The 22,377-nt window shown below is 68.1% G+C and carries 26 protein-coding genes; 17 read left to right on the top strand and 9 right to left on the bottom strand.

Annotation, left to right across the window (positions count from 1 at the left end):
- The first annotated feature begins 11 nt into the window (after positions 1–11).
- The 3 genes from ACSFBM_RS09745 to ACSFBM_RS09735 are packed head-to-tail and all read left to right on the top strand — an operon-like array spanning position 12 to position 2,329.
- Entirely contained in the window at positions 12–242 is a 231-nt protein-coding gene (locus ACSFBM_RS09745) for a hypothetical protein (RefSeq protein WP_435438471.1), read from the top strand.
- Positions 239–397, top strand: coding sequence for a hypothetical protein (locus ACSFBM_RS09740; RefSeq protein ID WP_435484168.1), 159 nt, complete (start codon positions 239–241; stop codon positions 395–397). Before ACSFBM_RS09745 ends, ACSFBM_RS09740 begins: the two co-directional genes overlap by 4 nt.
- Before the next feature lie 9 nt (positions 398–406).
- Positions 407–2,329, top strand: a complete 1,923-nt coding sequence (locus ACSFBM_RS09735) for a hypothetical protein (RefSeq protein WP_435484167.1) — start codon at positions 407–409, stop codon at positions 2,327–2,329.
- A gap of 77 nt (positions 2,330–2,406) precedes the next feature.
- Here the strand turns inward: ACSFBM_RS09735 and ACSFBM_RS09730 are convergent, their stop codons facing one another.
- The 4 genes from ACSFBM_RS09730 to ACSFBM_RS09715 form a co-directional block, all read right to left on the bottom strand.
- A complete protein-coding gene (locus ACSFBM_RS09730; RefSeq protein WP_435484166.1) occupies positions 2,407–2,916 on the bottom strand; it encodes a peptidoglycan DD-metalloendopeptidase family protein in 510 nt (169 codons plus the stop codon).
- A 139-nt stretch (positions 2,917–3,055) separates the two neighbouring features.
- Entirely contained in the window at positions 3,056–3,538 is a 483-nt protein-coding gene (locus tag ACSFBM_RS09725) for a CreA family protein (protein ID WP_435484165.1), read from the bottom strand.
- A 16-nt stretch (positions 3,539–3,554) separates the two neighbouring features.
- The gene (locus tag ACSFBM_RS09720; protein ID WP_435484164.1) at positions 3,555–4,106 is read right to left on the bottom strand and encodes an NUDIX hydrolase; all 552 of its coding nucleotides are present in this window, start codon (positions 4,104–4,106) and stop codon (positions 3,555–3,557) included.
- A 17-nt stretch (positions 4,107–4,123) separates the two neighbouring features.
- Positions 4,124–4,825 carry a fumarylacetoacetate hydrolase family protein gene (locus ACSFBM_RS09715; protein WP_435438477.1) on the bottom strand — a complete coding sequence of 234 codons (702 nt, stop codon included), beginning with the start codon at positions 4,823–4,825 and terminating at the stop codon, positions 4,124–4,126.
- 111 nt (positions 4,826–4,936) lie between these two features.
- Between ACSFBM_RS09715 and ACSFBM_RS09710 the strand changes: the two genes are divergently transcribed.
- Genes ACSFBM_RS09710 through pgeF form a run of 3 tightly spaced genes read left to right on the top strand, consistent with a single transcriptional unit; the run spans position 4,937 to position 7,303 of the window.
- Positions 4,937–5,854, top strand: coding sequence for a tetratricopeptide repeat protein (locus ACSFBM_RS09710; protein WP_435484163.1), 918 nt, complete (start codon positions 4,937–4,939; stop codon positions 5,852–5,854).
- 34 nt (positions 5,855–5,888) lie between these two features.
- Positions 5,889–6,527, top strand: coding sequence for a maleylacetoacetate isomerase (gene maiA, locus ACSFBM_RS09705; RefSeq protein WP_435484162.1), 639 nt, complete (start codon positions 5,889–5,891; stop codon positions 6,525–6,527).
- A 5-nt stretch (positions 6,528–6,532) separates the two neighbouring features.
- Entirely contained in the window at positions 6,533–7,303 is a 771-nt protein-coding gene (pgeF, locus tag ACSFBM_RS09700) for a peptidoglycan editing factor PgeF (protein WP_435484161.1), read from the top strand.
- Here the strand turns inward: pgeF and ACSFBM_RS09695 are convergent.
- Positions 7,235–7,567, bottom strand: a complete 333-nt coding sequence (locus ACSFBM_RS09695; protein WP_435484160.1) for a hypothetical protein — start codon at positions 7,565–7,567, stop codon at positions 7,235–7,237. The genes pgeF and ACSFBM_RS09695 overlap by 69 nt on opposite strands.
- A 125-nt stretch (positions 7,568–7,692) precedes the next feature.
- Here ACSFBM_RS09695 and phaC point away from each other — a divergent pair, with 125 nt between their 5' ends.
- On the top strand, positions 7,693–9,453 hold the full coding sequence (gene phaC, locus ACSFBM_RS09690) for a class I poly(R)-hydroxyalkanoic acid synthase (RefSeq protein WP_435484159.1): 1,761 nt from the start codon (positions 7,693–7,695) through the stop codon (positions 9,451–9,453).
- Positions 9,454–9,496: 43 nt separating this feature from the next.
- On the top strand, positions 9,497–10,675 hold the full coding sequence (locus ACSFBM_RS09685) for an acetyl-CoA C-acetyltransferase (protein ID WP_435484158.1): 1,179 nt from the start codon (positions 9,497–9,499) through the stop codon (positions 10,673–10,675).
- Between the two features lie 135 nt (positions 10,676–10,810).
- Here the strand turns inward: ACSFBM_RS09685 and ACSFBM_RS09680 are convergent, their stop codons facing one another.
- On the bottom strand, positions 10,811–11,443 hold the full coding sequence (locus ACSFBM_RS09680; RefSeq protein ID WP_435484157.1) for a glutathione S-transferase family protein: 633 nt from the start codon (positions 11,441–11,443) through the stop codon (positions 10,811–10,813).
- Positions 11,444–11,471: 28 nt separating this feature from the next.
- Here ACSFBM_RS09680 and yghU point away from each other — a divergent pair, with 28 nt between their 5' ends.
- Together yghU and ACSFBM_RS09670 are read left to right on the top strand one after the other, a co-directional pair.
- Positions 11,472–12,356, top strand: coding sequence for a glutathione-dependent disulfide-bond oxidoreductase (gene yghU / locus ACSFBM_RS09675; RefSeq protein ID WP_435484156.1), 885 nt, complete (start codon positions 11,472–11,474; stop codon positions 12,354–12,356).
- Positions 12,357–12,378: 22 nt separating this feature from the next.
- A complete protein-coding gene (locus ACSFBM_RS09670) occupies positions 12,379–12,969 on the top strand; it encodes an NADPH-dependent FMN reductase (protein WP_435484155.1) in 591 nt (196 codons plus the stop codon).
- Between the two features lie 504 nt (positions 12,970–13,473).
- Here the strand turns inward: ACSFBM_RS09670 and ACSFBM_RS09665 are convergent.
- Positions 13,474–14,382: a LysR substrate-binding domain-containing protein gene (locus ACSFBM_RS09665; protein ID WP_435484154.1), complete on the bottom strand. Its 909-nt coding sequence runs from the start codon at positions 14,380–14,382 to the stop codon at positions 13,474–13,476.
- A 91-nt stretch (positions 14,383–14,473) separates the two neighbouring features.
- Between ACSFBM_RS09665 and ACSFBM_RS09660 the strand changes: the two genes are divergently transcribed.
- From ACSFBM_RS09660 to ACSFBM_RS09635, 6 genes are all read left to right on the top strand, one after another.
- A complete protein-coding gene (locus tag ACSFBM_RS09660) occupies positions 14,474–15,472 on the top strand; it encodes a tripartite tricarboxylate transporter substrate binding protein (RefSeq protein ID WP_435484153.1) in 999 nt (332 codons plus the stop codon).
- A gap of 12 nt (positions 15,473–15,484) precedes the next feature.
- A complete protein-coding gene (locus tag ACSFBM_RS09655; protein ID WP_435484152.1) occupies positions 15,485–16,375 on the top strand; it encodes an HTD2 family dehydratase in 891 nt (296 codons plus the stop codon).
- Between the two features lie 18 nt (positions 16,376–16,393).
- Positions 16,394–17,575 carry a CaiB/BaiF CoA transferase family protein gene (locus tag ACSFBM_RS09650; RefSeq protein WP_435484151.1) on the top strand — a complete coding sequence of 394 codons (1,182 nt, stop codon included), beginning with the start codon at positions 16,394–16,396 and terminating at the stop codon, positions 17,573–17,575.
- Positions 17,572–18,444 (top strand): HpcH/HpaI aldolase/citrate lyase family protein, encoded by an 873-nt coding sequence (locus tag ACSFBM_RS09645; protein ID WP_435484150.1) that lies wholly within the window; start codon positions 17,572–17,574, stop codon positions 18,442–18,444. Before ACSFBM_RS09650 ends, ACSFBM_RS09645 begins: the two co-directional genes overlap by 4 nt.
- A 42-nt stretch (positions 18,445–18,486) precedes the next feature.
- A complete protein-coding gene (locus ACSFBM_RS09640) occupies positions 18,487–19,500 on the top strand; it encodes a tripartite tricarboxylate transporter substrate-binding protein (RefSeq protein ID WP_435484149.1) in 1,014 nt (337 codons plus the stop codon).
- A gap of 80 nt (positions 19,501–19,580) precedes the next feature.
- Complete coding sequence (locus ACSFBM_RS09635; protein WP_435484148.1) at positions 19,581–20,186, top strand: hypothetical protein; 606 nt, start codon at positions 19,581–19,583, stop codon at positions 20,184–20,186.
- Here the strand turns inward: ACSFBM_RS09635 and ACSFBM_RS09630 are convergent.
- Complete coding sequence (locus ACSFBM_RS09630) at positions 20,183–20,707, bottom strand: CinA family protein (RefSeq protein WP_435484147.1); 525 nt, start codon at positions 20,705–20,707, stop codon at positions 20,183–20,185. The genes ACSFBM_RS09635 and ACSFBM_RS09630 overlap by 4 nt on opposite strands.
- Positions 20,704–21,351, bottom strand: coding sequence for a DJ-1/PfpI family protein (locus ACSFBM_RS09625; protein WP_435484146.1), 648 nt, complete (start codon positions 21,349–21,351; stop codon positions 20,704–20,706). Before ACSFBM_RS09625 ends, ACSFBM_RS09630 begins: the two co-directional genes overlap by 4 nt.
- Before the next feature lie 227 nt (positions 21,352–21,578).
- On the opposite strand from ACSFBM_RS09625, the gene phbB reads away from it, so the two are divergent.
- The gene (gene phbB / locus ACSFBM_RS09620; RefSeq protein WP_435484145.1) at positions 21,579–22,316 is read left to right on the top strand and encodes an acetoacetyl-CoA reductase; all 738 of its coding nucleotides are present in this window, start codon (positions 21,579–21,581) and stop codon (positions 22,314–22,316) included.
- Positions 22,317–22,377 lie beyond the last annotated feature (61 nt).

Below are 22,377 nucleotides of genomic sequence, written 5' to 3'. Positions count from 1 at the left end.
GTGCATTCATCATGGACAGCGCCCGACTCGTTCTGAACGTTCCAGAAGGCTGGACGGGCTGGATCGAGCTCATGCGCACGCCGAGCGGCACCTACGCCGGCATTGCCGAGCTGAGCTTGCGCGGCATTCCGCGCTGCGCCCTGGTGATCACCCAGCAGTTGTCGTGGGACTCCGCCGTGGAGCGTGCCAACGTGCGCGCGGGCCATTTCGTGCGGCAGTGGGGGCCGGCGCGGGGGCATTGATCGAAGTGTTCCCGGCGCCGCCGCAGCGGGCCGCGAAGGCACAGGCACCGCGCAGCCGCATCCTCAAAACAGAGGATGGTGGGGTGAAGGAGGGCACAGAAGAATTGCAACGCTCGTGTTACGAGTTGATTCTTTTGTTTACCTTCTTCACCTGAAACCATTTCATGAAAACAAATTCCGCGACCCCGGCAACAGCCGGCAGGCTCTTCCAGACGACGCGCTGCGCGTGCGCAGCGGCGCTCCTGATCTCGCTCGCCGCATGCGGCGGGGGCGGGGGTGGAGGTGGTGGCGGGTTCGCCGGGTTTCCGGTCGCCGGCGGGGGCACCGTCAACCCGCCCGCCAGCGATCCGCCTGCGGCAGCGGCTGTTACGTTCTCGGGCACCGCGGCCTCGGGCTTGCCGCTGTCGGGTACCGTCACGGTGAAGGACGCCAAGGGCGCCACCAAGACCGTGCCGCTGGTCGACGGCAACTACCTCGTCGATGTGAGCGGCATGACCGGGCCCTTCGTGTTCCGCGCCGAGGGCGTCGTGGGCGGCCAGCGCACCGTGATCCACTCGGCCGCGACCGCCGCCGATGCCAACGGCACCATCAACATCACGCCGCTGACCGACCTGGTGGTGGCCAACATCGCCGGCCTGGTGGCCGCGCAGTACTTCGACGGCGGCGAGTTCTCCGGGCTCTCGGCCACCCAGCTGAAGGCCGAGTCCGACGCGCTGAAGGCCAAGCTGCTGCCGGTGCTGCTGGCGCTGGGCGTGGACTCGAGCATCGACCTGCTGCGCACCGCCTTCACCCCGCTGTCGAGCGCGCTGGACAAGGCGCTGGACGTGCTGCGCGTGAGCGTGGACCCGGCCACCAACGTGGCCACCATCACCAACATCGTCACGCAGCAGCAGATCACCGACGACCTGGCCGTGAAGGCCGCGCAGGACGCCGGCACCACACCGCTGAGCGATGCGGGCATGGGCACGGCGGCCGACGACATCACGCTGATCCGCAAGGCGCTGAGCGACTACGTGGGCAAGTTCGCCGACGGCCTGCCGGCGCCGGGCGTGCTGCTGCCGCTGATGACGGACGGCAGCAACCCCGTCACCGGCACCTACGGCTTCAGGTCTTCGGACCTCAGCGCCCAGCAGTTCGCCAATGAGGCGGCGGCGGACACCAACCTGATCGGCGCCAGCTTCTCGGACGTGGTCATCAACCGCATCAACTACACGATCGACGCGAACAACACGAGCCCGCGCGCCTTCGTGGAGTTCACGCACCGCGACAAGAACGGCGTGGCCTTCAGCAACAACCAGGGCATGCAGCTCGTGAAGGGCACCGACGGCGTGTGGCGCCTGCGCGGCGACGGGCGCGTGCTCGACCTGAACCCGCACATCCAGGCGAGCAAGGACAACGCCACGGGCTGCGTGAGCACCTCGCTGCAGTTTTCCATCCAGGACACCAACACCAGCAACAGCAACACGGCCGCGTCGGTGGTCGTCACGGGCCCGGGGCTGCCGGTGGCGGGCCTGCGCCACATGCGCCCCGCCGGCGGCGGCATCTGGCCGCTGCAGGGCTCGGGCACCAACAACATCTACTACCTGGCGTCGAACTGCAGCAACATCCCGGGCACCGCGGGCCTGTCGGACAGCGACATCGCGGCGATTCCCGCCACGCCCGAGTACACCTTCACGGCGTACGAGGCCGACGGCACCACGGTGGCCAAGTTCAGCGGCTTCGACATCGTCTACAAACACCGCTTCCATGCGCGCCCCATGACGCTGGCCGAAGCCACGGCGGCCGCGTACCCCAGCTTCGCGACCACGCCTTCACTGGCGGCCTATGCCGGCGGCGCCGACTTCTCGGTCAGCGCCACGGGCCTGAACCCTGGCTTTGCGGCGGAGTTCTTCCTGAGCCTGATGACGGGGCCGAGCACCGGCGTGAGCGACCAGGCCGACGTGGCGCCCTCGGGCGCGGGTGCTGCGTCGAAGACGTTCAACCTGCCGACCCAGAGCGGCATCGCCTACAAGAGCATGTTCGTCAGCACGCGCGACGCCACCTGGCGTGACGTGGTGCTGCGAGACTTCAACTCGGTAGCACCCTGAAAAAGCAAAAAGCCCCGCGAGGGGCTTTTTCAATGGGCGGCGGAGACGTCAGGCGAACGTCGGGCGAGGGCCGCCGTCTATTGCTGCAGCAACCCGTTGAGGTAGGGCTCCGGATTGACGGCATTGCCGTTCTTGCGGATCTCGAAGCGCAGCTTCACGCGGTCGGTGTTGCTCTTGCCCATTTCGCCGATCTTCTCGCCTTGGCGGACCACCTGGTTTTCCTTCACGCCGATGGTCTGCAGGTGCGCGTAGGCAGTGAGGTAGGTCTCGTTGTGCTTGACGATGATCATGTTGCCGTAGGCCGGCAGTTCGCCGCCCACGTATACCACACGGCCGTCGGCCGACGCCACGATCGGATCACCCAGGTTGCCGGCGATGTCGATGCCCTTGATGCGCACGCCGTCGAAGCGCGCAATGGTCGCGCCGGCGGCGGGACGCACGAACAGCGCCTGGCGCTGCGCGGGCGGCGCGACGATGGGGCCCTGGCCGGTGCGCGGCGTGTTGAGATCGGTCGTGGTGCAGGCCGCGAGGCTCACGGCAACCAGCGCCAGGGCGGCGGTACGGGAAACAAAAGTCTGAAGATGCATGGCGCTGTGTGGGAACGGATTCGTTGCGGAGGGTTCCTGCGGTCCGGCTCGCCGGGGCGGGCCAGAGGGGCGATGCTAGCAAACCGGTGCGCCGGCCTGCGAAGAGCAACCGGGCGCGAAGGGGTGATTGGCGCTGCGGCTACTTCAGCGGAATCGGCGTGGCGCGGTCGATCGCCACCGCGGTGATGCTGTTCTTGGGCGAGCCGTCGATCAGCAGGTCGGAGTAGGTCAGGTACACCAGGGTGTTGCGCTTGGGATCGACCATGCGCACCACGCGCAGGCGCTTGAACAGAATCGACAGCCGCTCGCTGTAGACCTCCTCGCGCTTGGGCAGCGGCTGCGTGACGCTCACCGGGCCGACCTGGCGGCAGGCGATGGAGGCCTCGGCCTTGTCCTCGGCCAGCCCGACCGCGCCCTTGATGCCGCCGGTCTTGGCACGCGACACGTAGCAGGTCACGCCGGAGACCTTGGGGTCGTCGTAGGCCTCGACCACGATCTTGTGGTCCGGGCCGATGAGCTTGAAGGCGGTGTCCACCTCGCCCACCGTTTCCGCATGCGCAGAGGCAGCCAGGGCGAAGCCGAGGCCGAGGAGGGTGCGCAGCACGGGAAGGCGATATGTCATGTGGAGGTGGTGGGGGTCAAACGATGTCGAACGTGTGCACGCGGTCGAAACTGCCGCGGCGCCGGTCTTCGAAATAGTGCTCGAGCGTCTCGCGCACCGTGCGAAAGGCGATCTCGTCCCAGGGAATTTCTTCCTCGGTGAAGAGCTTCGCCTCGATGGTCTCGTGGCCGGGGGCGAACTTGTCGTCGAGCAGCCGGGCCCGGTAGAACAGGTGCACCTGGCCCACGCGCACCACGCTGATGACGGAGAACAGGCCCTCCATCACGTAGTTGGCGCCGGCCTCCTCGTCGGTCTCGCGGGCCGCGCCCTGGGCGGTGCTTTCCTCGAGTTCCATGAAGCCGGCCGGCAGCGTCCACTTGCCCCAGCGCGGCTCGATGTTGCGCTTGCACAGCAGCACCTTGTCGCCCAGCACGGGGATGGTGCCCACCACGTTCAGCGGGTTCTCGTAGTGGATGGTGTGGCAGGCCGGGCACACGGCGCGCTGCTTGGTGTCGCCGTCGTCCGGCACGCGGTAGACCACCGCGGTGCCGCAGTTCTTGCAATGCTTGATGGGTACGCGCAGGAGCATGACGCCGGCCGCCGTCTTCAGACGATCTTGACGGTCAGCTTGGGCAGGCCCGCGACTTCGCCCACGAGCGTGTCGCCAGCCACCACCGCGGCCACGCCTTCCGGCGTGCCCGTGAAGATCAGGTCGCCGGGCTGCAGCTCCCACGCGGCCGACAGGTGCTCGATGGTTTCGGCCACGTTCCAGATCAGCTTGCCCACGGTGCTGCGCTGGCGATCGGTGCCGTTCACCTGCACCGAGATCTCGGCCTTTTCGGCGTCGCCGGCCTGCGCCACGGGCACGATGGGGCCGATGGGCGCGCTCTGCTCGAAGCTCTTGCCGATGTCCCAGGGGCGGCCCTGTTTCTTCATTTCGTTCTGCAGGTCGCGGCGCGTCATGTCCAGGCCGACGGCGTAGCCGAACACGTGCTTGTGGGCATCGGCCGCCAGGATGTTCTTGCCGCCGGTGCCTATGGCCACCACCAGTTCGATCTCGTGGTGCAGGTTGTGCGTGAGCGAGGGGTAGGCCATGGTGCCGGTCTGGCCCGCATCGACCACCACCAGCGCGTCGGCCGGCTTCATGAAGAAGAAGGGTGGCTCGCGGCCGGTGAAGCCCATTTCCTTGGCGTGCTCTTCGTAGTTGCGGCCCACGCAGTAGATGCGGTGCACCGGAAAGCGGGCGGGCTGGCCGGCCACGGGAACCGAAACGGTGGCGGGCGGGGCGAAGACAAACTCGGAAGCCATTGCGACGTGTCCTTTTTCAGCGAAACCTAAGCGGGAAGCCGGCAGTGTGCCAGAGGCGAGGGGCTCACAATAGACGCCCCGCCCATCTCCCTGCTCCCGCTCGTTTCCACCATGCCCCTGCGACTCGGCAAAGCCGGCAAAGCCAACGCCCTCAACGAACTCGGTCGCCGGCGCGACGATGAAGGCGACCAGGACGGCGCCCTCGAAGCCTATGCCCAGGCCAGTGCCGTGCATCCGTACTGGGCCGCGCCCTGGTACAACGCCGGCCTCATCCACAAGTACCGCGGCGACTGGGCCGCCTCGCTGCACGCCAACGCCCGCGCGGTGCAGTGCGAGCCGGGCAACGAAGGCGCGCTCTGGAACCTGGGCATCGCGGCCACCGCGCTGGGCGACTGGGCCACGGCGCGGCGCGCCTGGCGGCAATACGGCATCGGCATTGCGGACGGCGAAGGTCCAATTGACCACTTCGTGGGCCTCACGCCCATCCGCGTGCATGGCGACGAGGGTACCGAGGTGGTCTGGGCCGACCGCATCGACCCGGCACGCGCCATCCTGCGCAACGTGCCGACGCCCGCATGCGGGCACCGCTACGGCGACCTCGTGCTGCACGACGGCGCGGCCAACGGCTACCGGTTGCGCGGCGGGCGCGAGGTGCCGGTGTTCGACGCGCTCGAGCTGATTGCACCGTCCGACCATTCGACCTACGAGGTCTCGATCGAGGGCGTCACCAAGGACGAGATCGCCGCGCTCATCCAGCGTTTCGAAGCCACCGGCGCCGCCGCAGAGAACTGGACCGACAGCATGCAGGTGCTGTGCCGCGCCTGCTCCGAAGGCCGGCCCTTCGGCGAGGGCCAGCACAACCACGGGGCCGACGAAGCCCCCGGCACGCTCGGGCCGTGGCGCGTGGGCATCGCCTCGCGCGAGGAGGCAGCCGCGCGCCGCGTGCTCGACGAATGGCGCGCCGCCACATCACCGAAGGCCGCGCTGCACGACCTGCGCTGCGTGCTGCAGGCTCCACCCCGCGCCTGACGCCGATGGGCATGAGCGCTATCCTTGGAAAATCATGAAGCTGCATAACTACTTCCGTTCCTCCTCCTCGTTCCGCGTGCGCATCGCCCTCAACCTGAAGGGCCTGGACTACGACTACGTTCCCGTGCACATCGCGCGCGGCGAACACCGCACCGGCCCTTATTCCGCCATCTCGGCCGACATGCTGGTGCCCCTGCTCGAAGACGAGGGCGAGCGCTTCTCGCAGTCGCTGGCCATCATGGAATACCTCGACGAGACGCACCCTGAGCCGCCGCTGCTGCCGAGCGACCCGGTCGGCCGCGCCCACGTGCGCGCACTGGCGCAATCGATCGCCTGCGAGATCCACCCGCTGAACAACCTGCGCGTGCTCAAGTACCTGGTGAAAGACCTCAAGCTCGACGACGAGGCCAAGAACGCCTGGTACCGCCACTGGGTGCGCGACGGCATGCTGGCCTTCGAGCGCCAGCTCGCGCTGCATCCGGGCAGCACCTTCTGCTACGGCAACACGCCGACCCTGGCCGACTGCTGCCTGGTGCCGCAGATCTTCAACGGCCGCCGCTTCGACTGCGACTTCAGCGGCCTGCCGCGCAGCATGGCCGCCTTCGAGGCCTGCATGGACCTCGAAGCCTTCCAGCGCGCACAGCCTTCCCAGGCGCCCGACGCGGAAGCCTGAGCGCCATGAACGGGCACTGGAACGCGCGCTGGCTCGTGCCCGACTGGCCTGCGCCGGCGAACGTGCGGGCCGTGTGCACCACGCGCGACGGCGGTGTTTCGCTGGGCCGCTACGAGAGCCTGAACCTCGGCGACCACGTGGGTGACGAACCCGCGCAGGTGGCGCACAACCGCGACCGTTTGCGCAGTGCCGTCGGCGCGCGGCCTGTCTTTCTCCAGCAGGTGCACGGCACCGGCGTCGTGGCGCTCGACGATGCGCAGGACGTGGTGCGCGACGGCACCGCGGCCGATGCCTGCACCGCCACCACCACCGGGCTGGCCTGCACGATCATGGTGGCCGATTGCCTGCCCGTGCTCTTCACCGACAAAGCGGGCCACCGCGTGGCCGCTGCGCATGCCGGCTGGCGGGGGCTCGCAGGCGGTGTGCTCGAGCAGACCGTCAAGGCCTTCGACGCGGAAGGCGCGGGCAAGGTCATGGCGTGGGTGGGGCCTTGCATCGGCCCCAGCGCCTTCGAGGTCGGCCCCGAGGTCAAGGCCGCCTTCGAGGCGCATGCGGCCGAAGCCGCCGCGTGCTTCCGACCCGCGCCGGCGGCCGGCAAATGGCTCGCCGACCTGCCCGCGCTGGCGCGCCAGCGGCTGCGCGCGGCGGGCATTGCATCGGTCCATGGCAACGACGGCACCAGCGGCTGGTGCACCGTCGGCAACCCCTCACTGTTCTTTTCGCACCGGCGCGACGGCATCAGCGGGCGCTTCGCTGCCCTGGTCTGGAAGGTCTGAGCCAGCGTCTTTAGCCGCCGCAGCTGCATGCGCTTGTGCGGCTGCGCGCCGCGCGGCCTCCTGGGCCTCGGCCTCGCGCTGCTTGACGGCTCGGCGGCGCCCGGGGGTACCCATCAGGTAAACCACCAGTGCCATCGGGCCCAATCCGTACAAAAGAAATGTGAAGATGGCGCCCAGCACCGTGCCGTTGGTGTTGGTGGCTTCGGCCACGGCCATCATGACGACGACATACAGCCAGCCGATGACGATCAGATGGATAAACACGAGAAGTTTCAGTTGGTAAGGGAAAGGGTGCGCCGACGCAGTGAATGCGTTGTGAGGGCCCGGTGAATGCAGGATACTCAAAACACGCCAGCCATCCGTATCGATTCAGGTGAGGACCAGGAGACATGATGAAGCAAACCACGGGGGCCGATGCGTTCGCGCCCTTCCAGCAGGCACTTTCCGAGGGATGGAGCAAGGCGCTGGCGTCGTTCCAGCAGTCCACCGCGCAAGGGGCTTCGGCGTTCAATCCCGGCGGCACGCCGCTATGGCAGATGCCTGAATTGCCAGGGGCCATGAAGATGCCCGAACTGCCCAAGTTCTCCATCGCGCCCGAAAAGCTCCAGGCCATCCAGCAGCAGTACGTGGCCGAAGCCACCGAGCTCTGGCGCCAGGGCTTCAATGCGAAGCCGGAGGGCGACAAGCGCTTCGCGGGCGATGCCTGGGGCAGCAACCCGCTGTCGGCCTTTTCGGCCGCCGTGTACCTGCTCAACGGCCGCACCATGCTCGGCATGGCCGAGGCCATCGATGCCGACGAAAAGACCCGCGCGCGCCTGCGCTTCGCCGTCGAGCAGTGGATGGCCGCGTCGTCGCCGAGCAACTCGCTCGCGTTCAACGTCGATGCGCAGAAGAAGGCCATCGACACGCAGGGCGAGAGCATTGCCAAGGGCATCCAGAACCTGATGCACGACGTGAAGCAGGGCCACGTCAGCATGACCGACGAGAGCGCCTTCGAGGTGGGCCGCAACGTGGCCACCACCGAGGGTGCCGTGGTGTTCGAGAACGACTTCTTCCAGCTGCTCGAATACAAGCCGCTCACGGCCAAGGTGTACGAGCGGCCGTTCCTGCTGGTGCCGCCGTGCATCAACAAGTTCTACATCCTCGACCTGCAGCCCGAGAACTCGCTCATCCGCTATGCGAACGAGCAGGGCCACCGCGTGTTCGTGGTGAGCTGGCGCAACCCCGACGCGTCGATGGAAAAGGCCACCTGGGACGACTACATCGAGAACGCCGCCATCGAGGCGATCCACACGGTGCAGGACATCACCGGCAGCAAACAGATCAACACGCTGGGCTTCTGCGTGGGCGGCACCATCCTGAGCACCGCGCTGGCGGTGCTGGCGGCGCGCGGCGAGAAGCCGGCCGCGTCGGTCACGCTGCTGACCACCTTCCTGGACTTCAGCGACACCGGCATCCTGGACATCTTCGTGGACGAGCCGATGGTGGCCTACCGCGAGATGCAGCTCGGCAAGGGCGGCCTCCTGCCCGGCGGCGACCTGGCCTCGACCTTCAGCTTCCTGCGGCCCAACGACCTGGTGTGGAACTACGTGGTGGGCAACTACCTGAAGGGCGAGACCCCGCCGCCCTTCGACCTGCTGTACTGGAACAGCGACGCCACCAACCTGCCGGGCCCGTTCTACACCTGGTACCTGCGCAACACGTACCACGAGAACAAGCTGGCCAAGCCCAACGCGCTCACCGTGTGCGGCGAGAAGATCGACCTGGGCAGCATCGACATTCCGGCCTACATCTACGGCTCGCGCGAAGACCACATCGTGCCGATCGGCGGGGCGTACGCGTCCACGCAACTGCTGCCGGGCAAGAAGCGCTTCGTGATGGGCGCGTCGGGCCACATTGCCGGCGTGATCAACCCGCCCGCCAAGAACAAGCGCAGCCACTGGGTGCGCAACGACGGCAAGTTCCCCGAAACACAGCCCGAGTGGCTCGCCGGCGCGCAGGAGCATCCGGGCAGCTGGTGGACCGACTGGGCACAATGGCTCAAGGGCAACGCCGGCAAGCAGATCCCGGCGCCCAAGGGCTACGGCAACGGCAAGGCCTACAAGGCCATCGAGCCGGCACCGGGCCGCTACGTCAAGGCACGCGCCTGACACCGCACACCTCGAATTTCAAATCACTTCAACGGAGAACCTCATGGAAGACATCGTCATCGTTTCGGCAGCGCGTACGGCGGTCGGCAAATTCGGCGGCTCGCTCGCCGGCATCGCGGCCACCGAGCTGGGTGCCATCGTCATCAAGGAAGTGATTGCACGTGCCAACCTCACCGCCGACCAGGTCGGCGAGGCCATCATGGGCCAGGTGCTCGCGGCCGGCGCGGGCCAGAACCCCGCGCGCCAGGCATGGCTGAAGGGCGGCGGCGCCAAGGAAACGCCGGCGCTCACCATCAACGCGGTGTGCGGCTCGGGCCTGAAGGCCGTGATGCTGGCGGCCCAGGCCGTGGCCACGGGCGACAGCGAGATCGTCATTGCCGGCGGCCAGGAAAACATGAGCATGGCGCCGCACGTGCTGCCCAACTCGCGCAACGGCCAGCGCATGGGCGACTGGAAGCTGGTCGACACCATGATCGTGGACGGCCTGTGGGACGTCTACAACCAGTACCACATGGGCATCACCGCCGAGAACGTGGCCAAGAAGTTCAACATCGACCGTGCGTCGCAGGACGAACTGGCGCTGGGCTCGCAGACCAAGGCCGCCGCCGCGCAGGACGCCGGCAAGTTCAAGGACGAGATCGTCGGCGTGAGCATTCCGCAGAAGAAGGGCGACCCGATCGTCTTCGACCAGGACGAGTTCATCAACCGCAAGAGCAGCGCCGAAGTGCTGGCCGGCCTGCGCCCCGCCTTCGACAAGGCCGGCGGCGTGACCGCGGGCAATGCCTCCGGCCTGAACGACGGCGCGGCCGCCGTGATGGTCATGACCGCCAAGAAGGCCGCCGCGCTCGGCCTGAAGCCGCTGGGCCGCATCGCCAGCTATGCCACCGCCGGCCTCGACCCCGCCATCATGGGCATGGGCCCTGTGCCCGCGTCGACCAAGGCGCTGCAACGCGCCGGCTGGAAGGCCGCCGACCTCGACCTGCTCGAGATCAACGAGGCCTTCGCCGCGCAGGCCTGCGCCGTGAACCGCGAAATGGGCTGGGACGTGAACAAGGTGAACGTGAACGGCGGCGCCATCGCCATCGGCCACCCCATCGGCGCGTCGGGCTGCCGCATCCTGGTGACGCTGCTGCACGAAATGCAGCGCCAGAACGCCAAGAAGGGCATCGCCTCGCTGTGCATCGGCGGCGGCATGGGCGTGGCGCTCACCATCGAGCGTTGAGAAGGCGCGAATGAACCTGCTGCGCACCCCGATCTCGCATCTGCGGTCCTCACCGTACTGCAGTACGGCTCCGGTCCTCGATGCGACCTCGGCGCGCTCGCGACGGTTTCTTCGCACCTTCTGAGCCGTCGTCGCTCAGCGCGACATCGACGGGCGCTGCGCCATTGCAGCGCGCCAGCGCACGAGCTCGGGGTGCTGCTCCCCGGGCTTGACGCGCACCACGCGGGCAAAGTCCACCGCCACCACGGCGGTGATGTCGGCCAGGCTGAACCGGTCGGTGGCGAGAAACTCGCGGCCGGCCAGCCGCTCGTTCAGCGTGTCGAAGAACTGCTGCACCCGCACCAGCCCGCGCTGCGCCAGTTCGGGAATCTGCGCGTAGTTCACCGGCCCGGGCAGTGCCCGGCCGGCCATGGCGGGCGAGCCGTTGCGCAGCGTCTCCGCAATGGCCATCAGGCCTTCGAATTCCACGCGCCACGTCCAGCTCGCGATCTCCGCTTTTTCGTGCGGCGTGACGCCCGTCAGCGGCGGCTGCGGGTATTGCGCCTCCAGGTAGGCCGCAATGGCGGCGTTGTCGGTCAGCAGCGCGCCTTCTTCGGTTCGCAACGCGGGCACTGTGCACTGCGGATTGATCGCGCGGTAGGCGGCACCCAGTTGCTCACCATGGACCAGGTCGACCTGCACGGTGTCGTGGGCAATGCCCTTTTCGGCAAGCAGGATGCGCGCGCGCCGCGGACTCGGTGCGGTGGCGCAGTCGTAGAGAATGATCATCGTCTTTGGCACTCCTGGAACGCATTGCATGAATGACACGACCACCCCGGCCGTCTACACGCCCCCCAACGTCTGGTCCTGGAACAAGGAAAGCGGCGGGCGCTTCGCGAACATCAATCGACCGATCGCCGGCGCGACCCAGGACAAGGACCTGCCGGTGGGACGGCATCCGCTGCAACTCTATTCGCTGGCGACGCCCAACGGCGTGAAAGTCACGGTGATGCTGGAAGAACTGCTGGCACTGGGCCACACCGGCGCCGAGTACGACGCCTGGCTGATCCGCATCAACGAGGGCGACCAGTTCGGCAGCGGCTTCGTGGCGGTGAATCCCAACTCCAAGATCCCCGCGCTGCTCGACCGCAGCGAGCCCGTGCCGGTGCGGGTGTTCGAGTCGGGTGCCATCCTGCAGTACCTGGCCGAGAAGTTCGGCGCCTTCCTGCCCACCGAACGCGCGGCCCGCGCCGAATGCCTGTCGTGGCTGTTCTGGCAGATGGGCAGCGCGCCGTACCTGGGCGGCGGCTTCGGGCACTTCTACGCCTACGCACCCACGAAGATCGAATACGCCATCGACCGCTTCGCCATGGAGGTGAAACGCCAGCTCGACGTGCTCGACCGCCGGCTGGCCGAGAGCCGCTACCTGGCGGGCAACGACTACACCATTGCCGACATGGCGGTGTGGCCCTGGTACGGCACGCTGGCCAAGGGGCAGCTGTATGAAGCGGGCGAGTTCCTGCAGGTGAACGAGTACAAGAACGTGCTGCGCTGGACCGACGAGATCGCGCAGCGCCCGGCGGTGAAACGCGGACGCATGGTCAACCGCACCTGGGGTCAGCCCGAAAGCCAGCTGCACGAGCGCCACGACGCGGCCGACTTCGACACCCAGACGCAGGACAAGCTCGCAAAGCCGACCTGACCCCAGCCAAGAAGGGCTCCCCATGAGCGACAGCATCCTGGTCTTCTACGGTTCGTACCGCTCCGACCGCATGGGCGTGCGCCTGGCCGACTACATCGTGGCCGGGCTGAACGCACGCGGCGCGCAGGCCGAGCTGATCGACGCCAAGGCGGTCGACCTGCCCATGCTCGACCGCATGTACAAGGAATATCCGAAGGGCACCGCGCCCGCGGCCATGGAAGCGCTGGCCGTCAAGATCCGCGCGGCCGATGCCTTCGTCTTCGTGACCGGCGAATACAACTGGGGCCCGCAGCCGGGCCTGAAGAATCTCACCGACCACTTTCTCGAAGAGTGGTTCTGGCGCCCGGCGGCCGTGGCCAGCTACTCGGCGGGGCGCTTCTCGGGCGTGCGCTCGGGCACGGTGTGGCATTCGATCCTGTCGGAGATGGGCATGGTCGTGGTGTCCAGCACGCTCGCCGTCGGGCCGATTTCGCAGACGCTGGACGCGGATGGCAAGCCGACCGGACCTGCGGGTGAATCGCTCGACCGGTCTTTCGGCCGCTTCGCCGACGACCTGGCCTGGTGGACTGAAGCGGCGCGGGCGCAGCGACAGCGCAAGGCACCGCCGTACTAGGGGCGCTGTAAGTCATTCGACTTCAAGAGTGCAGCAAGGTGATGAGACCCGTTGCATCTTGTTCACCGCCCAAATTTTGAGCAAAGTGTGGAATACCTATATAAAACAACGACTTATATTTGTTTTACAAGGCTCCACCTCAGTTGCCCCCAAAGTTGTGCACAGAAAATGGGGACTAAGCAGGAAAACCGCGATTGCATGCCCAAGTGGGCGCGTTATCAGCGAAAAAACAGGCTCGATCCAGGGTTTCACCCGATGCCGCTCCTGTTTGGGCTGCCAATCTTGTTCACCGCTCAAATTTTGAGCAATGTGTAGAATTTCCTTATAAAACAATAACTTATATTCGTTTTACAAGGCTCCACCTGAGTTGCCCCCAAAGTTGTGCACAGAAAATGGGGATTACGCCGAGTTGTGCACATTTCGGCCTCAACCCATCGCTGGACCGGCGAAATCGGCACGGGTGCAAGCTCATCCGGGCCTTCACCCGGGACTTCACCCGCGACTTCACCCTGAAGTGGCCGGCGCCGCGTAATGCCGGCACAGCGTGTCGACCAGCGCCTGCGCGTAGATCGGCAACGCCGCCCGGTCGCGCACCAGCAGGTACCGCTCGCGCACGCACCACGCGTCGCTGAGCTCTATCAGCGCGAGCTGCATGCTGTCCTGGTTGCGGCGCGCCGCCGATTCCGGCACCACGCCGATGCCCACGCCGCTGCCGATCATCCGGCACATGGCGTCGAAGCTGCCGAGCTGAATGCGCAGCTTCTGCCGCTTGCCCAGGTTGTCGGTGATCTGCGCCAGGAAGGCCTGCAGCGTGCTGCCCTGCTGCATGCCGATGGCGTCTTCGTCGAGCGTCTCGGTGAACGAGATCCTGCGGCGCTTGGCGAAGCGGTGCTTGCGCGCGGTGACCAGCACCAGCCGGTCGGTGCTGAAGTGGATGGCCTCCAGCCCCAGTGTGTCGACCTGGCCCGCGACGATGCCGATGTCGGCGCGCCCGTCGAGCACGCCGCGCGGAATCTGAGCATTCGGTTTTTCCTGAAGGTCGACGTTGATGCGCGGGTTCCGCGCCAGGAAGCCGGGCAGTATTTCGGGCAGGAAGTCGGTCACGGCCGTGGTGTTGGCGAACACGCGCAGGTGGCCGCGCAGCCCGCCGCCGTACTCGAGCAGGTCGGCGCGCAGTTGCTCGGTCTGGTGCAGCACCAGCCGCGCGTGATGAAGAAAGGCTTCGCCCGGCGGCAGCAGCCGCACGCCGCGGGCCTCGCGCTGCAGCAGCTGCAGGCCGGCCTGCGTCTCCAGCGACTTGATGCGCGCGCTCGCCGCGGCCAGCGACAGGTGTTGGCGCTCGGCCGCCCGCGTGAGGTTGCCGAGCTCGGCGGCGGCCACGAAGAGGCGAAGGTCGGTCAGGTCGAAAAGCATGGCCGATGGTAGCCAAGCCTTCGGAATAACAGAAGGCTGGCTTTTGAAATCGCAGATTGCGCGCGAGGGAAGGGCGAACGACCATGCGGCCATGGAGACAACAAAAAACCCGCGCGTTCGCGCACTCGCGCTGCTGGCGTTCGCCGCCGCAGCCACGCTGATCCACACGGCCCCGGCGGGTGCCCAGCCGTACCCCTCGCGCCCCGTCACGCTGGTGGTGCCGCAGGCGGCCGGCGGCACCAACGACATCGTCGGGCGCCTCGTGGGCCAGAAGCTCGGCGAGGTGATGAACAACGCCAGCGTGGTGGTCGACAACCGGCCCGGCGCGGGCGGCAACATCGGTACGCAGCTGGTGGCCAAGGGTCCGCGGGACGGCTACACGCTGCTCATGACCATCAGCAGCAGCCAGGCCATCAACCCGGCGCTGTACAAGAACCCGGGCTTCGACCCGGTGAAAGACTTCAAGCCCGCCGGCCTCGTCGGCGCGGTGCCCAACGTGCTGCTGGTCAACCCCTCGTTCCCGGCGAAGAACTTCGCCGAGTTCCTGAAGCTCGCGCGGCAGAAGGGCGCCAACTACCAGTACGCCTCGGCCGGCAACGGCACGCTCAACCACCTGCTGGGCGAAATGCTCAACAGCATGGCGGGCATTTCCCTGCAGCACGTGCCGTACAAGGGCGTGGCGCCCGCGCTCAACGACGTGCTGGGCGGGCAACTGCCGATCGTGTTCGCCAGCCTGCCTTCGGCGCTCGCGCACATCAAGGCCGGCAAGCTGCGCGCGCTGGCCGTGAGCGGCGACAAGCGCTCGGCCGTGCTGCCCGACGTGCCCACCATTGCCGAGGCCGTGCCCGGCTACAACGGCACGCTGTGGATCGGCCTGTTTGCGCCCACGGGCGTGCCGCCCGACGTGCTGGCCACCTTGCAGGAGGCCACGCGCAAGGCGCTGGCCTCGAAGGACCTGCGCGACAAGCTCGACCAGCAGGGCGTCGAGATTGCGCCGCCCACCACCCCCGACCAGTTCGCGGCGCTGCTGCAGGACGACCTTGCCAAGTGGGCGCGGATCGTCAAGGCCTCCGGCGCCGCGGTCGACTGAATGAAGAACCCGATGAACGACACCCCCCTGATCGATGGCGAAGCGCTCGCGAAGCTGCAGGCCTGGCAAGGCCGCAGCGAAACGCTGGCCGACGACATCACCGCCGCGCCCGTGCGCGCGCTGTCCGCCACGCTCGACCGCGACGACGCACCGCCCGCTGCCGGCACGCACCTGCCCGCGCTGTGGCACTGGCTGTACTTCTTGCCGCACCACCGCCAGTCCGAGCTTGGCGAAGACGGCCATGTGAAGCGCGGCGGCTTCCTGCCGCCCGTGCCGCTGCCGCGCCGCATGTGGGCCGGCGGGCGGCTCGCGTGGGAGCCGGGCAACCCGCTGCGGGTGGGTGACAAGGTGCAGCGCACCTCGACCATCGTCTCGGTCACGCACAAGGCGGGCCGCACCGGCGAGCTGGTGTTCGTGCTCGTGCGCCACGAGGTGCGCAACGAACGCGGCCTTGCGCTGACCGAGGAGCACGACATCGTCTACCGCGCCGCCGCGCAGCCCGGCGAAGCAGGCCCGCCGCCCACGCCCGCACCGAAGGACGCCGCCTTCAGCCGCGACATCGCGCCCGACGACGTGCTGCTGTTCCGCTACTCGGCGCTTACCTTCAACGGCCACCGCATCCACTACGACCGGCGCTACGTGACGCAGGTCGAGGGCTATCCGGGCCTGATCGTGCACGGCCCGCTGATCGCCACCTTGCTGGTCGACCTGCTGCGCCGCCAGGTGCCCGGCGCACTGCTGGCGCGCTTCGAGTTCCGTGCCGTGCGGCCGACCTTCGACACCGCGCCGTTCCGGGTGCACGGCAAGCCGGCCGACGCAAGCACCGACGGCAAGACGTTCAGCCTCTGGGGCGAAGACGCCGACGGCTGGCTCACGATGCAGGCCACGGCCGTGCTCGCCTGATTCTGGAGACCCACGGACATGACAAGACCCCTGGACGGCATCACCGTCATCTCGCTGGAACACGCCATTGCCGCACCGTTCTGTACCCGCCAGCTCGCGGACCTGGGTGCGCGCGTGGTCAAGGTGGAGCGCCCCGAGGTGGGCGACTTCGCGCGCGCCTACGACGCCCGCGTGGGCGGCGAGGCCTCGCACTTCGTGTGGGTCAACCGCTCGAAGGAAAGCCTCACGCTCGACCTGAAGCAACCCGCCGCGCTCGCGGTGCTGCAGGAGCTGCTGGCCGATGCCGACGTGCTGGTGCAGAACCTGGCCCCCGGCGCCGCGGCGCGCATGGGGCTCGGTGCCGAAGCACTGCAGGCGAAGCACCCGCGGCTCATCGTGTGCGACATCTCGGGCTACGGCGACGACGGCCCGTACCGCGACAAGAAGGCCTACGACCTGCTGATCCAGAGCGAGGCGGGCTTCCTGTCGGTCACCGGCACGCCGGACGATCCGTGCAAGTCGGGCAACTCCATCGCCGACATCGCGGCGGGCATGTACGCGTACACCGGCATCCTGGCCGCGCTGCTGCAGCGCGGCAAGACCGGCAAGGGCTCGCACATCGACGTGTCGATGCTCGAGTCGCTCGCCGAGTGGATGGGCTACCCGATGTACTACGCCTACAAAGGCGCGCCGCCGCCGCCGCGCAGCGCCGCCTCGCACGCCACCATCTACCCCTACGGCCCCTTCCCTGCGGGCGACGGCGGCACGGTGATGCTGGGGCTGCAGAACGAGCGCGAATGGCGCGGGTTCTGCGACAAGGTGCTGCTGCAGGCGGGGCTCGCGAGCGACGCGCGCTTCGACAGCAACGCGCGGCGCAACGAGAACCGGGAGGCCCTGCGCGCGATCATCGTGGAGACCTTCGCCGCGTTGGGCACGGCGCAGGTGCTGGAGCGGCTGGACGCGGCGCAGATCGCCAACGCGCGCATGAACGACATGGCCGGCCTGTGGGCGCATCCGCAACTGAAGGCGCGCGACCGCTGGCGGCAGGTGGGCTCGCCCGCCGGGGACATCCCGGCCTTGCTGCCGGCCGGCCGCCAGAGCGCGTTCGACTACCGCATGGACCCGGTGCCGGCGGTCGGCGAGCACACCGACGCCATCCTGCGCGGCCTGGGCCGCAGCGAGGCGGACATCGCCGCGCTGCGCGAGGCGAAAGCGGTATGAGCCGGGCATCGCTGGCGTTGCTGGCATTGGCTCGCACCTTCCTGTTCGTGCCGGCCGACCGGCCCGAGCGGCATGCCCGCGCGCTGGCCACCGGTGCGGGCGGCGTGATCGTCGACCTGGAAGACGCGGTGGCGCCCGAGCGCAAGGCAACGGCGCGCGAGGGGCTTGCAGCCTCGTTCGCCGCGCTGCCCGCCGCGGACCGGCAACGCCTGCTGGTGCGCATCAATGCGGCAGGCACGCCGTGGCACGCGGACGACTGCGTGCAGGCCGGCGCGCTGGTGGCGCAGGGCCTGATCGCGGGCGTCGTGCTGCCCAAGGCCGAGCGTGCGGCCGACCTGTTGCGCATCGCCGAAGCCATCGGCCCGAAGGGCGTGCTGGTGCCTTTGATCGAATCGGCCGCAGGGCTGGACGCGGCCGACGCACTGGCCGCCGGCCCGCAGGTGCTGCGCCTGGCGTTCGGCAACCTCGACTTCCAGGCCGACCTGGGCCTGGCCTGCGACGCGGACGAAGCCGAGCTGGTGCCGGTGCGCCTTGCGCTGCTGCTGGCCACGCGCCGCGCCGGGCTGCCCGCGCCCATCGACGGCGTGACCGCCGACTGGCGCGACCCGCACCGGCTGGCCGTCGACACCGCGCGCGCCCGGCGCGGCGGCTTCGGCGCCAAGCTGTGCATCCACCCGGACCAGGTCGCGCCGGTGCACGCCGCGCTCGGCCCGAGCGCCGCCGAACTGGCCTGGGCGCGCCGTGTGATCGACGCCGTTCGCGCATCCGGCGGCGGCGGCGTGGTCAGCCTCGACGGGCGCATGGTCGACGCGCCGGTGGTGCGGCTGGCCGAGCGCCTGCTGGCACTCGATGCCCAAGAGGTGCCCTGAGCGGACCCCTGACGAACACCCATAACCATAGGAGACAAAGAGATGACCGCAACCCGGAAGAGCCGGAAATTCAAGACCCCGATCGCCGCCTCGGTGGGCGCCTGCCTGCTGGCCGCGCAAGCGCAATGGCCGGCGGCGGCGCAGGCCGCCTGGCCCGACAAGCCCATCGTCATGGTCGTGCCTTACTCCGCCGGCGGCCCCACCGACGTGGTGGCGCGCATGCTCGCCATTCCCATGGGCAAGTCGCTGGGGCAGACGGTGATCGTCGAGAACACGGTGGGCGCGGGCGGCACCATCGCGCCGGCGCGCGTGGCCCGCGCGGCGCCCAACGGCTACACCATCCTGATCCACCACATGGGCATGGCCACCGCGCCCGCGCTCTACAAGAAGCTCAACTACGACCCGCTCAAGGACTTCGAGTACATCGGCCAGGTGCTCGACGTGCCGATGACGCTGCTCTCGCGCAAGGACTTTCCCGCCAGCACCTACCCCGAGCTGCTGGCCTACGTGAAGGCCAACAAGGACAAGGTCACGCTGGCCAACGCGGGCGTGGGCGCGGTGTCGCAGCTGTGCGGCCTGCTCTTCATGAACCAGATCGGCGTGCAGCTGACGACCGTGCCGTACAAGGGCGCGGGCCCGGCGCTGAACGACCTGATGGGCGGGCAGGTCGACCTGCTGTGCGACCAGACCACGCAGACTGCGCCGGTCATCAAGGACGGCAACCGCGTGAAGGTGTTCGGCGTGACCACGCCCCGGCGCCTGTCGAGCATGCCCAACATTCCGACGCTGGACGAGCAGGGCTTGAAGGGCTTCGACGTGCGGGTGTGGCACGGCGTGTATGCGCCCAAGGGCACGCCGCCGGCCGTGCTCGAGAAGCTGAACGCGGCCTTGCGCGCCGGCCTGCAGGACGACATGGTCAAGCACCGCCTGGCCGAACTCAGCTCGGAAATCGTGCCGCTGGACAAGCAGACCCCGGAAAGCCTGCGCACCCACCTCGCGGCGGAGGTGGAGAAGTGGGGCAAGGTGATCCGCGCGGCGGGCGTGCAGGCGGACTGATCTTCCGAGCCTGCGAAAAGTCGAAAAGGCGCCACTAAACTGGCGCCTTTTGGGGGGGAGAGACGGTGCAGAACAGCCCGATGCAATACCAGTACGCCATCTTCGTGGAGGACGAACAGGGCCGCGAAGTGATGCACACGGCGCCGGTGCCCGAGGACGACGCGCGCTTTCTCCGCGAGCGCGTGGTGCCCACCTTTCAAGCGCTGGACGACGAGACCTATCTCGACGGCCCGGCCATGATCCTGCACACCGGCGCGCGATTCAGCTATGTGCTGGACGGCGAAGACCTGCTTTGGTGCGTGGAGTGGGAGCCCGGCCTTCTCGTCGTGCGCTTCTCGGCCGACGGCCGCATGGCATGGACCGCGCTGCGCTCGCCGGTACCGGGCTTCGGCGGGCGCAAGCCTTTGAAGCAGGACCTCGAGGGCTATGACGAGGACGCGGAAGACCCGCGGTACAACCTCGTCTTCCATGCGTGGGATGCGCAGTTCGACGAGTTCTCGCGCACGCACTGCGCCTTCGTGCCGGCAAGCGAAGACGCGCAAAGGCGCTATGCGGCGGGCTTGCGCCACCCCGACGGCCTGGCGGCGAACGCGCCGGAACGCAAGGGCAAGGAGCTCGGCGCATGGATCGCCGCCTGCCAGCGCCGCGTCCGGGACTGGGCCGGCGAAGGGCTGCGGCTGAACTAAGTGGATGACGAGGCCGGTGCCTCCGCCGCCAGCGTCTCTTCGAACAGCGCGAGCAGCTGTCGCGCGAACACGTCCATGTTGCGCGGCCGGTCGGTGTCGCCGTTTTCGATGGTGCGGCTCACCGTAACCGCGCCCACGATGGCCAGGCACACATGCCCCGGCGCGTCGCCATACGGGCTGCCGACCGGGCCGGCTGCGCCGCTCTCGGCGATGCCCCAGGTCGTGTGGTGCGTGTCGCGCACGCGGCCGGCGACCAGGCGGGCGTAGGGCTCGGTCTCGCCGCGCATGCCGGTCATGTCTTCCGCCGTCAGGCCCAGCAGGGCCCGGCCGGCGCGGCGCGAGTAGACGACTGCGCCGCCCCGGAAGTACGCCGAGGCACCCGGCACGGCGAGCAGGGCGGCCGACACCAGGCCGCCGGCCGACGATTCGACCACCGCCACCGTCTGCCCGCGTGCGCGCAGGGTTTCGCCGATGCGCGCGGCCAGCACGGCCAGCGGTTCAGGAACCGGTACGGCGCTCATGGCGTCTTGAACGGGGTGCCGGGCCGCTTTACATAGGCCGGCGCGCGCGCATGGCTGGCCGTGCTGCCGTACACCGTGTCCGCCGGGTAGTACTCGGACTGCAACTGCACCTTGGCGGCCGCTTCCTCGCCCGCGGTGTGGGCGATGAAGGCCAGCATCAGGTCGGTACCGGCCGATACCCCCGCGGAAGTCCAGACGTTGCCGTCCTGCACGAAGCGCTGCTCGACCACCTTCACGTCGCCCAGCGCGCGGAGGCGGTCGAGCGATCCCCAGTGGGTGGTGGCGGTCCTGCCCGAGAGCAGGCCGGCCGCGTGCAGCACGAAGGCACCGGTGCACACCGAGAGCAGGGCCTTGCAGCCGGGCGCGCGCTCCGCCAGGAAGCCGGTCATGGCGGGGTTGTCGACCTCGCGGCGGGTGCCCATGCCGCCGGGCACGAGCACGTAGTCGAGCGGCGGACAGTCGGCAAAGGACACGTGCGGGTTGATGGACAGCCCCTTGGCGCAGACCACCGGTTCCCGCTTCTCGGCCACGATCAGGCATGGGGCCGGGCCGCCGGCCAGCTTGCTCCACATGGTGAGCATTTCCCAGGGGCCGACAAAGTCGAGTTCCTCGACCTCGGGGAAGACGATGATGCCGAAACTCATACTTTAGAACTCCTGGGTGTGCTGGGTGCGTGGCGCCCCGCGCAAGAGCGTGCGCAGCGCGTGCGGGCCTGCTTGAGGTGCGAGGATAGAGCCTGCTTGCGAAGACCGCTTCGTGACAGCTGGTTGCAAGCTTGGCTCAGTGTTTTCCTCAGAGGGGCGTGGCTTGAAACTCGCTAGAGTGAAGGCGGCCGTTCAGGCTTTTGCTACGTACACATCAAGGAAATCTTATGAGCAAGAAAGTTGCATACGTCACCGGGGGCATGGGTGGCATCGGAACAGCCATCTGCCAGCGTCTGCACAAGGACGGGTTCACCGTGATTGCCGGTTGCGGTCCTACCCGCGACCACGCCAAATGGCTGGCCGAGCAGAAAGCCGAAGGTTTCGACTTCCACGCGTCGGTCGGCAATGTGGGCGACTGGCAATCCACCGTCGAGGCCTTCTCCGCCGCCAAGGCGGCGCACGGCGCCATCGACGTGCTGGTCAACAACGCCGGCATCACGCGCGATCGCATGTTCCTCAAGATGACGCCCGAGGACTGGAGCGCAGTCATCGAGACCAACCTCAACAGCATGTTCAACGTCACCAAGCAGGTGGTGGGCGACATGGTCGAAAAGGGCTGGGGCCGCATCATCAACATCAGCTCGGTCAACGGTGCCAAGGGCCAGGCCGGCCAGACCAACTATTCGGCCGCCAAGGCCGGCATGCACGGCTTCACCATGGCGCTGGCTCAGGAACTGGCCGCCAAGGGCGTGACGGTGAACACCGTGAGCCCGGGCTACATCGGCACCGACATGGTCAAGGCCATCCGCCAGGAAGTGCTCGACAAGATCGTGGCCACCATCCCGGTCAAGCGCCTGGGCGAGCCGAGCGAAATCGCCTCGATCATCTCGTGGCTCGCCACGGACGAAGGCGGCTACAGCACCGGGGCCGACTTCTCGGTCAACGGCGGCCTGCACATGCACTGAGCATGCTGACTGCCACCTGAAGAAAGAACCCGCCTCGGCGGGTTTTTTTGTTCAGGGAATG

The sequence above is a fragment of the Variovorax pasteuri genome (assembly GCF_051216435.1).
GTDB lineage: Bacteria > Pseudomonadota > Gammaproteobacteria > Burkholderiales > Burkholderiaceae_C > Variovorax.
The sequence above is the reverse complement of the archived record's forward strand: the minus strand, read 5'-3'. Positions and strand labels throughout refer to the sequence as shown.

Bases quoted from the DNA above. Each gene is read 5' to 3' on its own strand.
- ACSFBM_RS09745 (WP_435438471.1), top strand. From the start codon at position 12: ATGGACAGCGCCCGACTCGTTCTGAACGTTCCAGAAGGCTGGACGGGC.
- ACSFBM_RS09735 (WP_435484167.1), top strand. From the start codon at position 407: ATGAAAACAAATTCCGCGACCCCGGCAACAGCCGGCAGGCTCTTCCAG.
- ACSFBM_RS09730 (WP_435484166.1), bottom strand. From the start codon at position 2,916: ATGCATCTTCAGACTTTTGTTTCCCGTACCGCCGCCCTGGCGCTGGTT.
- ACSFBM_RS09725 (WP_435484165.1), bottom strand. From the start codon at position 3,538: ATGACATATCGCCTTCCCGTGCTGCGCACCCTCCTCGGCCTCGGCTTC.
- ACSFBM_RS09720 (WP_435484164.1), bottom strand. From the start codon at position 4,106: ATGCTCCTGCGCGTACCCATCAAGCATTGCAAGAACTGCGGCACCGCG.
- ACSFBM_RS09715 (WP_435438477.1), bottom strand. From the start codon at position 4,825: ATGGCTTCCGAGTTTGTCTTCGCCCCGCCCGCCACCGTTTCGGTTCCC.
- ACSFBM_RS09710 (WP_435484163.1), top strand. From the start codon at position 4,937: ATGCCCCTGCGACTCGGCAAAGCCGGCAAAGCCAACGCCCTCAACGAA.
- maiA (WP_435484162.1), top strand. From the start codon at position 5,889: ATGAAGCTGCATAACTACTTCCGTTCCTCCTCCTCGTTCCGCGTGCGC.
- pgeF (WP_435484161.1), top strand. From the start codon at position 6,533: ATGAACGGGCACTGGAACGCGCGCTGGCTCGTGCCCGACTGGCCTGCG.
- phaC (WP_435484159.1), top strand. From the start codon at position 7,693: ATGATGAAGCAAACCACGGGGGCCGATGCGTTCGCGCCCTTCCAGCAG.
- ACSFBM_RS09685 (WP_435484158.1), top strand. From the start codon at position 9,497: ATGGAAGACATCGTCATCGTTTCGGCAGCGCGTACGGCGGTCGGCAAA.
- ACSFBM_RS09680 (WP_435484157.1), bottom strand. From the start codon at position 11,443: ATGATCATTCTCTACGACTGCGCCACCGCACCGAGTCCGCGGCGCGCG.
- yghU (WP_435484156.1), top strand. From the start codon at position 11,472: ATGAATGACACGACCACCCCGGCCGTCTACACGCCCCCCAACGTCTGG.
- ACSFBM_RS09670 (WP_435484155.1), top strand. From the start codon at position 12,379: ATGAGCGACAGCATCCTGGTCTTCTACGGTTCGTACCGCTCCGACCGC.
- ACSFBM_RS09665 (WP_435484154.1), bottom strand. From the start codon at position 14,382: ATGCTTTTCGACCTGACCGACCTTCGCCTCTTCGTGGCCGCCGCCGAG.
- ACSFBM_RS09660 (WP_435484153.1), top strand. From the start codon at position 14,474: ATGGAGACAACAAAAAACCCGCGCGTTCGCGCACTCGCGCTGCTGGCG.
- ACSFBM_RS09655 (WP_435484152.1), top strand. From the start codon at position 15,485: ATGAACGACACCCCCCTGATCGATGGCGAAGCGCTCGCGAAGCTGCAG.
- ACSFBM_RS09650 (WP_435484151.1), top strand. From the start codon at position 16,394: ATGACAAGACCCCTGGACGGCATCACCGTCATCTCGCTGGAACACGCC.
- ACSFBM_RS09645 (WP_435484150.1), top strand. From the start codon at position 17,572: ATGAGCCGGGCATCGCTGGCGTTGCTGGCATTGGCTCGCACCTTCCTG.
- ACSFBM_RS09640 (WP_435484149.1), top strand. From the start codon at position 18,487: ATGACCGCAACCCGGAAGAGCCGGAAATTCAAGACCCCGATCGCCGCC.
- ACSFBM_RS09635 (WP_435484148.1), top strand. From the start codon at position 19,581: ATGCAATACCAGTACGCCATCTTCGTGGAGGACGAACAGGGCCGCGAA.
- ACSFBM_RS09630 (WP_435484147.1), bottom strand. From the start codon at position 20,707: ATGAGCGCCGTACCGGTTCCTGAACCGCTGGCCGTGCTGGCCGCGCGC.
- ACSFBM_RS09625 (WP_435484146.1), bottom strand. From the start codon at position 21,351: ATGAGTTTCGGCATCATCGTCTTCCCCGAGGTCGAGGAACTCGACTTT.
- phbB (WP_435484145.1), top strand. From the start codon at position 21,579: ATGAGCAAGAAAGTTGCATACGTCACCGGGGGCATGGGTGGCATCGGA.